General features: G+C 71.0%; 12 protein-coding genes and 1 tRNA gene. 7 read left to right on the top strand and 6 right to left on the bottom strand.

Annotation, left to right across the window (positions count from 1 at the left end; translation table 11 throughout):
• Nucleotides 1-74: 74 nt before the first annotated feature.
• The 4 genes from BT364_RS03125 to BT364_RS03110 are packed head-to-tail and all read left to right on the top strand — an operon-like array spanning nucleotide 75 to nucleotide 5351.
• On the top strand, nucleotides 75-1238 hold the full coding sequence (locus BT364_RS03125; protein ID WP_072483481.1) for an HpcH/HpaI aldolase/citrate lyase family protein: 1164 nt from the start codon (nucleotides 75-77) through the stop codon (nucleotides 1236-1238).
• Nucleotides 1235-3787, top strand: a complete 2553-nt coding sequence (locus BT364_RS03120; protein WP_177328006.1) for a phosphoribosyltransferase — start codon at nucleotides 1235-1237, stop codon at nucleotides 3785-3787. Before BT364_RS03125 ends, BT364_RS03120 begins: the two co-directional genes overlap by 4 nt.
• Nucleotides 3784-4644 (top strand): HAD family hydrolase, encoded by an 861-nt coding sequence (locus BT364_RS03115; RefSeq protein WP_072483480.1) that lies wholly within the window; start codon nucleotides 3784-3786, stop codon nucleotides 4642-4644. The genes BT364_RS03120 and BT364_RS03115 overlap by 4 nt, the downstream gene beginning before the upstream one ends.
• A gap of 47 nt (nucleotides 4645-4691) precedes the next feature.
• The gene (locus tag BT364_RS03110) at nucleotides 4692-5351 is read left to right on the top strand and encodes an O-methyltransferase (protein WP_072483479.1); all 660 of its coding nucleotides are present in this window, start codon (nucleotides 4692-4694) and stop codon (nucleotides 5349-5351) included.
• 30 nt (nucleotides 5352-5381) lie between these two features.
• Here BT364_RS03110 and BT364_RS03105 read toward each other — a convergent pair whose 3' ends face one another.
• From BT364_RS03105 to BT364_RS03090, 4 genes are all read right to left on the bottom strand, one after another.
• Nucleotides 5382-5621 (bottom strand): FmdB family zinc ribbon protein, encoded by a 240-nt coding sequence (locus BT364_RS03105; protein WP_072483478.1) that lies wholly within the window; start codon nucleotides 5619-5621, stop codon nucleotides 5382-5384.
• A gap of 27 nt (nucleotides 5622-5648) precedes the next feature.
• Nucleotides 5649-6239: a DUF4383 domain-containing protein gene (locus BT364_RS03100; RefSeq protein ID WP_072483477.1), complete on the bottom strand. Its 591-nt coding sequence runs from the start codon at nucleotides 6237-6239 to the stop codon at nucleotides 5649-5651.
• Between the two features lie 94 nt (nucleotides 6240-6333).
• Nucleotides 6334-7701, bottom strand: coding sequence for a hypothetical protein (locus tag BT364_RS03095; RefSeq protein WP_072483476.1), 1368 nt, complete (start codon nucleotides 7699-7701; stop codon nucleotides 6334-6336).
• Nucleotides 7702-7772: 71 nt separating this feature from the next.
• A complete protein-coding gene (locus tag BT364_RS03090; protein ID WP_072483475.1) occupies nucleotides 7773-8537 on the bottom strand; it encodes a DUF4097 family beta strand repeat-containing protein in 765 nt (254 codons plus the stop codon).
• Between the two features lie 232 nt (nucleotides 8538-8769).
• Here BT364_RS03090 and BT364_RS03085 point away from each other — a divergent pair.
• Nucleotides 8770-8841 (top strand) — tRNA-Val (locus BT364_RS03085).
• Nucleotides 8842-9364: 523 nt separating this feature from the next.
• Entirely contained in the window at nucleotides 9365-9592 is a 228-nt protein-coding gene (locus tag BT364_RS03080) for a helix-turn-helix domain-containing protein (protein WP_072483702.1), read from the top strand.
• A 264-nt stretch (nucleotides 9593-9856) separates the two neighbouring features.
• Here the strand turns inward: BT364_RS03080 and BT364_RS40860 are convergent, their stop codons facing one another.
• Nucleotides 9857-10051 (bottom strand): hypothetical protein, encoded by a 195-nt coding sequence (locus BT364_RS40860; RefSeq protein ID WP_143166445.1) that lies wholly within the window; start codon nucleotides 10049-10051, stop codon nucleotides 9857-9859.
• Between the two features lie 570 nt (nucleotides 10052-10621).
• Between BT364_RS40860 and BT364_RS03065 the strand changes: the two genes are divergently transcribed.
• Nucleotides 10622-11854, top strand: a complete 1233-nt coding sequence (locus BT364_RS03065) for a helix-turn-helix domain-containing protein (RefSeq protein ID WP_072483472.1) — start codon at nucleotides 10622-10624, stop codon at nucleotides 11852-11854.
• On the opposite strand, the gene BT364_RS03060 is transcribed toward BT364_RS03065, so the two are convergent.
• Nucleotides 11826-12497 carry an HAD family hydrolase gene (locus tag BT364_RS03060; RefSeq protein WP_072483471.1) on the bottom strand — a complete coding sequence of 224 codons (672 nt, stop codon included), beginning with the start codon at nucleotides 12495-12497 and terminating at the stop codon, nucleotides 11826-11828. The genes BT364_RS03065 and BT364_RS03060 overlap by 29 nt on opposite strands.
• Between the last annotated feature and the right edge of the window lie 42 nt (nucleotides 12498-12539).

Genomic DNA, 12539 nt, shown 5'->3' with positions numbered 1-12539 from the left:
CTGTCGACACCCGTCCGTACGTACTATTACCGGCCATGTGTTGCATGGCCGGTCTGCCAGTTCGGGGGAGTTACATGCGTCATTTCGGGCACATCGCGCCCGCCGCGAGGGAGGGTCTGTTCTTCCAGGAGCCGTGCGAGTTCGGTCCGGAATCGTCGGCCCGCGTGCTTTCGGCCGCCCTGGGAGCGACCCTGTACAGCCCTGCCACCCGGCCGAGACTTGCTGACGACGTCATCAAGCAGGCCGGGCGCGGTGTCGTCTCGATGGTGCTGTGCCTGGAGGATTCGATCGACGACTCCGAGGTCGCCGGTGCCGAGGAGAACCTGGTCAGACAGTTCGCCGAGCTCGACGCGCGCGGCGCCGAGGTGCCGCTGCTCTTCATCCGGGTCCGGGAGCCGGGCCAGATGACCGACCTGGTGCACCGGCTCGGCGCCGCTGTCCGGATGTTGTCTGGTTTTGTACTTCCGAAGTTCACCGAAGAGCGTGGCGTGCCCTTCATGGAAGCACTCACCAAGGCCGAGAAGGCATGCGGGCGGCGCCTCTTCGCGATGCCCGTCCTCGAATCGCCCGAGCTGCTGTACCTGGAGACCCGCGGGGAAACGCTCCAGGGAATAGCCCGCACCGTCGACAAGTACCGCGAGCGGGTGCTCGCGCTGCGGCTCGGCGTCACCGACTTCTGCTCGGCGTACGGACTGCGCAGGGCACCCGACATGACGGCGTACGACGTACAGATCGTCGGCGCCGTGATCGCCGACGTGGTCAATGTGCTGGGCCGCGCGGACGGCACCGGCTTCACGATCACCGGCCCGGTGTGGGAGTACTTCCGGCTCCAGGAGCGCATGTTCAAGCCCCAGCTGCGCCGCAGCCCCTTCCTGGAGGGCCGGGCCGAGGAGCTGCGCACGGCACTGATCGAGCACGATCTGGACGGTCTGCTGCGCGAGATCGGGCTCGACCGGGCCAACGGCCTGCTCGGCAAGACCTGCATCCACCCGTCGCACGTCGCGCCCGTGCACGCGCTGTCCGTGGTCAGCCACGAGGAGTTCAGCGACGCGGAGGACATCCTGCGGCCGGAGCGCGGCGGCGGCGGCGTGATGCGTTCCGCGTACACGAACAAGATGAACGAAGTGAAGCCGCACCGCGCCTGGGCCGAGCGGACCCTGCTGAGGGCCGAGGTCTTCGGTGTGGCCAGGCAGGACGTCGGCTTCGTGGAACTGCTGGCCGCGGGCCTCGCGGAATGAGCGGGCACCCGGCAGGGACAGTGAAAGAGAAAGAGACGGCGAACGTGGTGTGGTCGGGCAGCTGGGTGGCGGAGCGGCTGGGCGTCGAGCTCGTCGGTGACGGGACGCCCGAGGGCGTCCGGGAGCTGAGAGAGCTGCTGGGCCTCGCCCTGCGCCGCAACCCCAAGCGGGCCCACCTCCTCGTGTCGAACGTCCTCGGCAAGCACGTGCCGCAGAAGCCCTCCGTGGTCTACGGCACCGGATTCGAGCTCGGTCGGCGGGTGCGCGAACTCCTCGGTGACGCCGAGGCGCGCCGGGCCGTGGTGCTCGGTTACGCGGAGACGGCCACCGGCCTCGGTCACGCGGTCGCCGACGGGCTCGGCACGGCACCGTATCTCCACTCCACGCGCCGCCCCGTCGAGGGCGTGGCGCGGGCGGGCGGCTTCGAGGAGTCCCACTCGCACGCCACCTCGCACCTGCTGCTCCCGGAGGACCCGGACCTGCTGGCGGGCGACCGCGGCCCGGCGGGCGCCGACGCGCCGCTGGTGCTGGTGGACGACGAGTTCTCCACGGGCAACACCGTGCTCAACACCGTCCGCGCACTGCACGAGCGGTATCCGCGGAGCCGTTACGTCATCGTCGCCCTGGTGGACATGAGGTCCCCGGCCGACCGGGGAAGGCTGACCGACTTCGCCGCGGAGATCGGCGCCCGCGTCGACCTGGTGGCGCACGGCTCGGGCACGGTCACCCTCCCGGAGGGCGTCCTGGAGAAGGGCCAGGCACTGGTCGCCGCGCACGAGCCGGAGCCCGCGGATTCCGCCGCGCACGAAGCGGCCGGTTCCCCCGGTCCGCGAGCGGCCGACGCCCCCGGCCCCCGGCCCTGCACCCGGGTGGACCTCCGGTGGCCCGCCGGTGTGCCCGACGGCGGGCGGCACGGCTTCACCCCCGCCCACCGGGCGATCCTGGAACCGGCCCTCCCCGCCATGGCCGCCCGCATCGCCGAAGCGCTGGGCGACGCCCGCCGCGTACTGATCCTCGGCTTCGAGGAGCTGATGTACGCCCCCCTGCGCCTGGGCACGGCCCTGGAGGAGCGCACCGACGCCGAGGTGCGCTACTCCACCACCACGCGTTCCCCCGTCCTCGCCGTGGACGACCCGGGCTACGCGATACGGACCCGGCTGGTCTTCCCGGCCCACGACAACCCGGCCGACGGGCCCGGCGACCGGTACGCGTACAACGTCGCGGGCGCCGGTTTCGACGCCGTGGTGCTCGCCGTCGACTCCGCCGCCGACACCCCCGAACTCCACGCCCCCGACGGCCTGTTGACGCAGCTCGCCGCCCACACCGACCACGTCCTGCTCGCAGTCGTCCCCTCGTACGTCCCGTCGCGCCCCCACACGTATGTCCCCGAACGGCAGGAACCCCCCATGCTGCCCGAGCCCCTCCGCGGCCCCGCCTTCTCCTCCTACGCGCCGGACGAGGTCGGCTGGCTGCTCCAGGACCTCTCGGACACCGAGCTGGAGGCGCCCACCGAGGAGCGCGAGGAGGCGATACAGAGCGGTGGCGCGCACTACGCCGAGTCGCTGCCCGTCGAGTACCAGCCGTCCGACCGGTACCAGGAGCTGTTCAAGGCGGCGCTGGAGCTGTCGGCCGCCCGCGTCGCCCGCGCCGTCGGCACCGTCACCGAGACGGTCCTCGCCGAGCGCGGCCCCCGTCCGGTCCTGGTCTCGCTCGCCAGGGCCGGCACGCCCGTCGGCGTACTCATGCGCCGCTGGGCCAGGCACCGGCACGGCATCGACCTGCCGCACTACGCCGTCTCCATCGTGCGGGGCCGCGGCATCGACGCCAACGCCCTGCGCTGGCTGGCCGCCCACCACGACCCGGCGGACGTCGTCTTCGTCGACGGCTGGACCGGCAAGGGCGCGATCACCCGTGAACTCTCCGCGGCACTCGCCGGGTTCGAGGGCTTCGACCCCGAGATCGCGGTACTGGCCGACCCGGGCGGCTGCGTCCGCACGTACGGCACCCGCGAGGACTTCCTCATCCCGTCCGCCTGCCTCAACTCCACCGTCTCCGGGCTGATCTCGCGTACCGTCCTCCGCTCCGACCTGGTGGGCCCCGAGGACTTCCACGGCGCGAAGTTCTACCGGGAGCTCGCGGACACCGATGTGTCCGGCCATTTCCTCGACACCGTCGCCGCGCACTTCGGCGAGGTCGTCGACGCCGTGGACGCCGAGGTCAAGGAGCTGCTCGCGGCCGACCGCGCACCCACCTGGGAGGGCTGGGCCGCCGTGGAACGCATCAGCGAGGAGTACGGCATCCACGACGTCAACCTCGTCAAGCCGGGCGTCGGCGAGACGACCCGGGTCCTGCTGCGCCGCGTCCCGTGGAAGATCCTCGCCAAGCGCGGCGCGGGCGCGGACCTCGACCACATCCGGCTGCTGGCCGAGCAGCGGGGCGTACCGGTGGAGGAGGCCGACGGACTCCCGTACACCTGCGTCGGACTGATCCACCCGAAGTACACCAGGGGCGCGACGGGCGCGGACGGCAAGGCGGTGGAGTCGAAGTGACCACCCCCGCGGCCCCGACGGAGGCCGGGGCCGGCGCGCCCGTGACGCTGGTCGCCAGTGACCTCGACCGGACCCTGATCTACTCCGCGGCGGCGCTCCGACTCGCCGTGCCGGACGCCGAGGCCCCCCGGCTGCTGTGCGTGGAGGTCTACGACCGCAAGCCGCTCTCCTACCTGACGGAGACGGCCGCGGAGCTGCTCGGTGAACTGGCCCGCACCACGGTCTTCGTCCCGACCACCACCCGCACCCGCGAACAGTACGGACGCATCCACCTCCCCGGCCCCGCACCGAGGTTCGCGATCTGCGCCAACGGGGGGCACCTGCTCGTCGACGGCGAGTCCGACCCCGGCTGGCGGCGGCAGGTGGCCCGCAGGCTCGCCGACGAATGCGCCTCCCTCGCCGAGGTCCGCGCCCACCTCCTGGCCGCGGCCGACCCCGCCTGGCTGCTCAAGGAACGGGTCGCCGAGGACCTCTTCGCCTACCTCGTCGTGGAACGCCCGCTGCTGCCCGGGGGCTGGGTCGAGGAGCTGGGGGAGTGGGCGCGGACACGCGGCTGGACGGTCTCCCTCCAGGGCCGCAAGATCTACGCCGTTCCGGGCCCGCTGACCAAGAGCGCCGCCATGGAGGAGGTGGCCCGGCGCACCGGTGCCACGCTCACCCTCGCCGCCGGTGACAGCCTCCTGGACGCCGATCTGCTCCTCGCCGCCGACCGCGCCTGGCGCCCGGCCCACGGCGAACTGGCCGACAGCGGCTGGAGCGCCCCGCACGCCGAGGCGACGGTCGCGCACGGCGTGGCGGCGGGCGAGGAGATCCTCCGGCACCTCCTCCGGGCCGCCGGCGAGGCAAGATCGTCCTGACACCGGGCGCAGGCGCACCGGCCGATCGACGCTGTGAGGAGCGCAGGATGACCAAGGGCAACGAAACCAAGATCACGGACGAGCTGTACGCGTACATGCTGGCGCACAATCCACCGCTCGACGCGGTGCAGCGCGAGCTCGTGGAGACCACGTACGCGCGCCTCCCCGAGCACGCCGGCATGCAGTCGGCCGAGGAGCAGGGACCGCTGCTCGCCTTCCTCGTCCGGCTGACCGGGGCCCGGCACATCGTGGAGGTCGGGACGTTCACCGGGTTCTCCGCCCTGTCGATGGCGCAGGCACTGCCCGCCGACGGGCGGCTGATCGCCTGCGACATCTCGGAGGAGTGGACCGCCTACGGCCGGGAGGCCTGGGAGAAGGCGGGCGTCGCGGACCGGATCGAGCTCCGTATCGCCCCCGCGCTCGACACCCTGCGGGCGATGCCGGCCGAGCCGCACATCGATCTCGCCTACCTGGACGCGGACAAGGGCAACTACATCCCGTACTGGGAGGAGCTGGTGCCCCGGATGCGGCAGGGCGGTCTCGTCGTCACGGACAACGTGCTCTTCCACGGCGGGGTGACCGACCCGCAGGCGACCGGCGGAGCGGCGGCGATCAAGGAGTTCAACGACCATGTGGCCGCCGATCCGCGGATGGACAGCGTGCTGCTGACCGTGTCCGACGGCCTGACGCTCTCCCGCAAGCGGTAGCGGCCCCGGTGGCCCGGGGCCACCCGCTCCTCAGCCGCAGCAACCCCCTCCGCAGCAGCCGCCCCCGCCTCCGCCCCCGCCTCCGCCACCGGCCGACGGGGCGGCGGGCGCGGACTTGGCGGACGACCCGCCGACGGCCACGGTGGAGAGCAGCTTCACGGTGTCGGAGTGCCCGGCGGGGCAGGAGGCCGGGTCGGAGGACTGAGCCATCGGGCGGCTGAGTTCGAACGTGTCTCCGCAGGAGCGGCAGCGGAATTCGTAACGAGGCATGGCCCCAGGCTAACCGCGACCGAGGGCTCAGGGACTGCGCCGGACGACCGGCATCGGCGGCGTGGTCGCCCGCCGGCTCAGCCGCATCTCCCGCGCCGCTTCTTCGGGGTGGCGGGCCCGCCAGTACGGATTGTCGTGCGGAAGGCCGCCACTGACCCTTCCGTACATCCCGAAGACCATCAGCATCAGACCGACCACAAAGCTGAACAGCACGTTCTGGATGCGGAAGGCGAGGAAGTTGTAATCGGTCTCCAGCAACGCGAGATTGACGAAGCCGCTGAGGATGAAGGCGATGCCCAGAATCATGTTGAGCGTCGAGGCGAAGTTGCCGCCGATCAGCATCCCGATGAACAGGAGCAGGCCGACACAGATGGACAGGACGCTCAGCGCACCATTGGTGTTGAGGCCCGCGACGGTGGCTCCGCCGGTGCTGAAGAAGCCGATCTTGTTGATCAGCCCCAGGACACCGAAGGCGAGCAGCACCAGACCCATCAGCCCTGCCCCGACCCGGTAGACGCTGTTCAGCCGGTGATCGACCGGCAGATGCTTGTCGAGTTGTGTGGCCTTGCGGCGGCGCGGCGTCCCTCGTCCGCCGGCATGCAGTACATGGGTGGCCATGTCGGCCTCCTTCGCACGTACTACCAGGATCCGCCCGAGGCGATGTCACCGCACACCAGAACCCCGGGAGATCATGGCGCGCAGCCGGTACGGCTCAGGCGCCCGCCCCGCGCTCCTCACGGATCTCGGAGACCACCCGCGCGGCCGTCCGCCGCACCGCCTCGGTCTCGGTCAGGAAGCGCCAGTAGTCGGGGTGACGCCCGTCGAGCGCGGCGACGGCGAGGTCCAGCCGGGCCACGGCATCGTCCAGCGGACGGGCATGGCGCGGATCGGGCGTGCTGCGGCCGTCCATGGCCAGGCGCTGCGCGTCGCGGACCGCGAACCGGGTCCGCTGGATCTCCTGCTGCGGGTCCTTGGCCACATCGTCCAGCCGGTGCAGCCGGTCACCGGCCGCGGACACCGCCTCGTCCGTGGCGTTCAGCAGGGCGCGGACCGTGCTCAGCCGGGATGTCGCATCGGCCCACCGCTGCTCGTCCCGGGCCTGGGCGGCCTCCTTCAGCTTCTCCTCGGCCTGCCGCACATTGACGGCCGCCTGCTCGGGCACGGGCTGGAGATCCTGCCAGCACACCGCGGAGAAGCGCCGCCGCAACTCGCTCAGCACCGGCTCCACCGAGCCCGCCCGGGTCGTCAACGCCTGGGCGCGCGTGCGCAATGACACCAGCCGGTGGTCGATCTCGGCGGCGCGCTCGGGCAGCTTGTCCGCCTCGGACCGCACCGCCTCGGCATCGCGCAGCACCCGGTCGGCACGCTGCAGGGTCTCGGTGACGCCGTGCCGGCCGGCGCCCTGGTTGAGCTTGGTCAGCTCGGGGGCGAGGGCCGCCAGCCGGGCGGCAAGAGCATCCGCCCGCAGCCCGGACGCGCGTACCGCGTCGAGAGCGTTGCTCGCGCCGAGCAGCGCCTGCCGGGCCCGCTCCACGGCGGGCGCGAGCCGGGCGAGCTGCGTCTCCGCGCTGCCCAGCAGCGGACCGAGCCCCTGCGCGAACCGGTCCAGCTCGGCCTTGACCCGTACCAGCTCGTCCTTGGCCGTGGCCAGCTCCGACCGCGCGCGGGCGGCGACCGACGGCTCCAGATCGTCCCGGTCCAGGTCGTGCGCGTCGACCGCGGTGATGTACGTGTGACTGACCTCGTCGATCCGCCGCCCCAGGGCGGCGAAGTCGTCCACGGCCTTGCGTGCGGCGGGCGAGCTGTCCACCGCGGTGATCGTCTCGATCGAGATCCGCAGATCGCGCTGGGCCGTGTCCAGCTCGTAGAAGGCCGACGCGGCGGCATCCTTCGCGGCCTGCGCCTCGGCGCGCTGACTCTCCCCGCGCCCGCCGAACCAGCGCCTCGTACCACCACCCGCGAAAGCGGCGGGCAACGCGGCGGCGAGCAGCGGCACCGGCAACAGCATCAGCACGACGACATCCCTGACGGCGGAACTCCCACCCGCTCTCGCCCGCGGCCGCGCGTGTGTCGCCGTCACATCCCTCTCCCGTGCCGATTCGCCCTGCCCGGTACATTCTCCCACCAGGTAAGGACGAACACACGGGCCGGTTAGTTCGCGCTTCGGACCTTGATTTGGCCGTTGTCGCTCCGGGCCTTCACCACATGACTGCTGCCGTCGCTGCGCGGCACGTCCACCGAGGTGTGCCCGTTGTCGGCGGCGGCGTCCACCGCGTACGCCACGGAGCCGCCCGGCAGATCGATGGTGATCCCCCCGTTGTCGCTCACGGTGTCCACGAGATCCGGCACCGCCGCGAACCCCAGCCGGATGCTGCCGTTGTCCGACCGCGCCGACACGGACTTGCCCGAGACCCCCTCGGCGACGATGGCCCCGTTGTCACTGGCCAGCTCGAGCGGCCCGGTGGAATCCCGGACGGTCACCCTGCCGTTGTCGGCGGTGAGCGTGAGCGGCGTACGGAAGCCGGAAGCGACGACCTCCCCGTCGTCCCCCTCCACGACCACCGCCACCCCGCGCGGCACCTTCACCTGATGCTCCGCGGCACAGTTGCTGATCAACGCATCGCACTTCACCCCGAGCGTGAGCGTGTCGTCCTGCATCCCCCACTGCGGCTCGGGCCCGTTCCCGAACGCCACCCACCCATCGACACGGCGGGTCACCTCGACCTTCTGCACATCGGCCGGCACGAGTTCCAGCGAGGACTGCCCGGAACGGATGGTCAGCGTCTTCCCGCTGAACGCGAACGACTTGTGCTCGGCAGGCGCGCCGCTCACATCCGTACTGCCACAACCGGAAAGAACAAGAGCCAGAAGCACGGCCCCACCGGACGCGATGAGAGTGCGGGTACGGACTGCCACGATGATCTTTCCCCCAGGTCGTACGGCGGATGCTCCCGATGCTGCGACCTTCACCGTACGTATGCGCCCGCCCCGCCGGAATCCGGACGGCTACCGTACGCGGGGTGGGGATAACCCCCGCACGGGCCCTTTCTACCCCGCCGTACCCTCGCCGACCGGCGCCCCGTCCGCTGCCGCCGGGGATCGTTTGTGACCACGGGCCGTAGTCCATGTACGCTGTTGCCTCATCCACGGGTGCGTAGCTCAGGGGTAGAGCGCTGCTCTTACAAAGCAGATGTCGGCGGTTCGAAACCGTCCGCGCCCACCGAGGATAAATAGCAGGTGAGAGCCTGTTTTCGGCCCCCCAACCATGATCGGCTGGGGGGTCTTCTCGTTCCTAGAGTCCACATAGAGTCCACATCCCCAAAAGGTGAGCGGCCCTCATTACTCGTTCGAGGAGGTGGAGTGGGGGTGCTGACCGCGTAAAGTACGGCGCATGGGAGGGGCAGGTGTGCCTCCCCGCGTGCGCCTGACGCGCGCCTCCCACCACCTGCGCGCCCCCGGCGGGGAGGCCAGGGCCGCAGAACAGAAGACCCCCACCGCACAGACCGGTGGGGGTCTTCTTGTGCCAACACGGTAGCCGCCCCGCACTCAGATATGGGTGCGGGGCGGGACGCCTTGACTGAGTCGTGGCGTCATCCGGCGCCATCCGGCGGACGCGCGAACGCCGATGCGCAAGTAGAAGCGGAGGTCATACCCCCGCGAGAGCTTGATCACTCATTTTACGGTTGACCGTAAAGACAAAACGATCATGCTCCGGCGAGCGTGGGCACGTGCACCACCAGCCCATGCCGCCCGAACGCGTTCATGCTCGGCGCCGGGCCATCGGCGACCAGATCCGCGCCGCCCGCCTCTGGGCGAACCTCTCCCAGGAGGAGGTCGCACTTCGGGCTGGCATCACGCTCGGCCCGTACAACCGCATCGAGCAAGGCCACGCCGCGGCACGCATCGACACCCTGATCCGCGTCGCCGACGCGATTGGCGTCCCGCTCGCTGACCTTGTGCGCGAGGAGTAAGCCCCAGCCAGCCGACGGGGTACGGCTGGCCGGGGCGGTTGGGCCCGCCCGCGGCTGGCCGGCGGATGCAGCCGCGGACGGGAGATCAGGGACGGCTGCTCGCCGCCGACTCGGCAGGCCACGACGTGCCGGGGCGGTCCCACGACGGCCGGGCATACGGGTCGTGGTGGTCGCCCCGGTGCCCCGGCTCCCGCGTGCACCGGGCACTCGTCTGCGGGTGCACGTCCCAGCAGTAGCAGGGGATGATGTCTGACGCCTCGTCCCTCATCGGCGGGCCTCCCGCGCCGGGCCGCGGGCCTCCCGCGCCGGGCCGCGGGTCTCCCGCCACGCGCGGCCGAGCCGTACCACCGTGGGGCAGGCCGACCCAGCCCGGCAGGCCGCACAGTTCAAGGTGTGGCCGAGCAGCGTGCGGTACTCGGCGTCGGGCGCCGAGGCCTGGCTCGGAGCGGAGGCGGTCATCGCACCGCCCCTCGGGGACCGGCCGCATCTTCAAGCGCGGCCCGTAGAGCAGCGGCCTCCGTCGTCCACGTCTCATCGGCAGGGCACACCCGCCAATGCGGACCAGGACCCTGCGTACGCCTAACCGGCGGAATGACCAAATGGGCATCCTCCTCAAGCACGCGGGTACCAGCCACGTCCCAATCGGCGGCGGTACCCGGCGGAATGAACCAGTACAGGGCGGCGCTGAGCGGGTCTTCAAGAACGGCTCCGGATCGGCCACCGAGGATGGCGAGTGCATCGAGGCCGACGCTGCGGGGCACGCGGATCGCGGCCCATGTTTGGCCGGCCCTTTCGAGGCGGCACGCTCTGATGGTGCGGATGCTGCTGGGTGGGCTCATCGCTGCGGCTCCTCGGGGCACCGTGCTGGGCAGTGCGCCAAGACTGGCCCTCACAGGGATACGTATCGAGGACTTCCAGAGGTCTTTTTGCGGCATCAAAGAGGACTTTCATGCCGTCGTACGGGTGACGACTAGCCACCGAAAGGACCTGCTGTGACACTGACTTGAGATGCCGTCATGGAGGCCCCGCATGTCGCAGCCCGCAAGCAACATCCGTCTCAGGTCAGCCCGTCATGCCGCGGGCTACCGTTCCCAGCAAGAGCTGGCTACCGCCCTCGGAGTCGGTGTCCGGCAGGTCCGGCGCTGGGAGTCCGAGAACCCGCCGTGGCCTCACCCCGACCTCCAGCAGGCTCTCACCGAGCTGCTTGGGCAGGACATGGAATCGCTCGGGTTCACCCCTCCGGCTGGCCGCGACCGGCCCGACCCCGTGCGGCGCTCACTGGTCGGTGCCTCCGTGGCCGCTGTCGGACTGGCGGCTGTGCCGATGCAGGCCGCAACTGCCATGCAGCCCACGTCCGTTGCAGCAGACTTTGAGGCGGTGACCCGGTCGCACCGGCACCTGTACTGGTCGGTTGCCCCCGCGACCCTGCACCCTGCGGCTGTCGCCCACGCCACTCTCGGGTGCGCGCTGCTGACCGAGACGGCTGGGCAGACCCGCCGCACCGTCGCCGCGGCACTGGCCGAGTCGTACCTCCTGGCCGGACGAATCGAGTTCTTCGACCTCCGTGACGGCGACCGGGCGGCGAAGACGCTCCTGCTCGCGCTCCAGGCGGCCGGCCAAGCCGACGATCCGCTGATCGGCAGCGCGATCCTCGCGCACACCGCGTTCATCCCAGCCTGGGCGGGCGAGCGGGACGCGGCGGTGGAGCGCATGGTGGCCGCCCGGACCTACGCCCGCCGCGGCCCCGCTTCCGCCGACCTGCTGGCCTGGCTTGACGCTGTCGAGGCCGAGTGCGAGACCCGATGCGGGAACGTGCGGACAGCCCTGCACCTGATCGGGCACGCCGAGGATGTCCTCGCAGCAGGTACCGAGCACATGAGTCCGGCCTGGCTCGACTGGTTCACCGCCGTCCGGCTCGCCGCGTTCAAGGGGAACACGCAGCTGAAGGCGGGGCACCTTCCGCAGGCGCGCACCACTCTCCTCGGTGTGCTCGACGACCTGCCCCGTACCGAAGACAAGCAGCGCACAGTGATCTACGGCGATCTCGCTGCGGTTGAGGCGGCAGCCGGAAACCCTGAGCAGGCGTGCGAGTACGCGTGCCGGGCGCTCGACCAGCTTGAGATCACCTGGTACGCCATGGGTATGGACCGGGTGCGTGAGGTGCGCCGCGCCCTGGCCCCGCACCAGCACGACCAATGCGTGCGGGACCTGGACGAGCGGCTGTACGGGTGGGCTACGACTGTGAGCGCGCTCGCTCGTTGAACTTCGCGATGGCCGGCGTCAGTTCGGCCAGGGACTCGATGCGGAACGTAGGCAAGTCGCGCGCCTCGGCGGTGTTCCACTGGATGGTTCCCCAGGGCCCGCGATGGATCAACGCGGTGTGCATCCCAGCAGCCACCGCCGGGCGCAGGTCGTTGTCGACGCGGTCGCCGACGTACAAGATTTCGCCGGGCTCATGCGGGACGACTTCGGCAACTCGGACGAAGAACGCGGGGTCGGGCTTGCTGGCGCCCCAGTCGTCCGACGTGCCGATCAGGTCGACGTCGTCGGAGAACAGCGACCGAAGGATGCCGCCGGCGCGGACGGTCTGGTTGCCCGCGATGCCGAGCCACAGACCGTCGGCCCGGAGCTGTGCGAGGGTCGGGCGGACATCCGGGTAGAGGTCGGTCTCGTCGAAAATCTCGGGCTGGCCAGCATCTGCGCGGGCCTGGCGCTGCTCGTAGAGGTCGAAGCCCGGCTGGAACTCTTGGAAGACCTCTCGGTAGTCCCGCCCCTGTGCGATCACGGCGCCGAACATGGAGGCGAACGTGTGCCGCGGTACGCCGAGCCAGTCGGCCCAGGTGCCGTACTCGCGGGTCTCGTCCACCAGACACTCACCGACATCGAACACCACTGCGCGAATCATGGCCGCATCCTATGCGTGCCGTGCGGCGTCATCAGGCGACAA

The sequence above is a fragment of the Streptomyces atratus genome (assembly GCF_900119365.1).
GTDB classification, from domain to species: domain Bacteria; phylum Actinomycetota; class Actinomycetes; order Streptomycetales; family Streptomycetaceae; genus Streptomyces; species Streptomyces atratus_B.
This window is presented reverse-complemented; position numbering and strand designations above follow the sequence as displayed.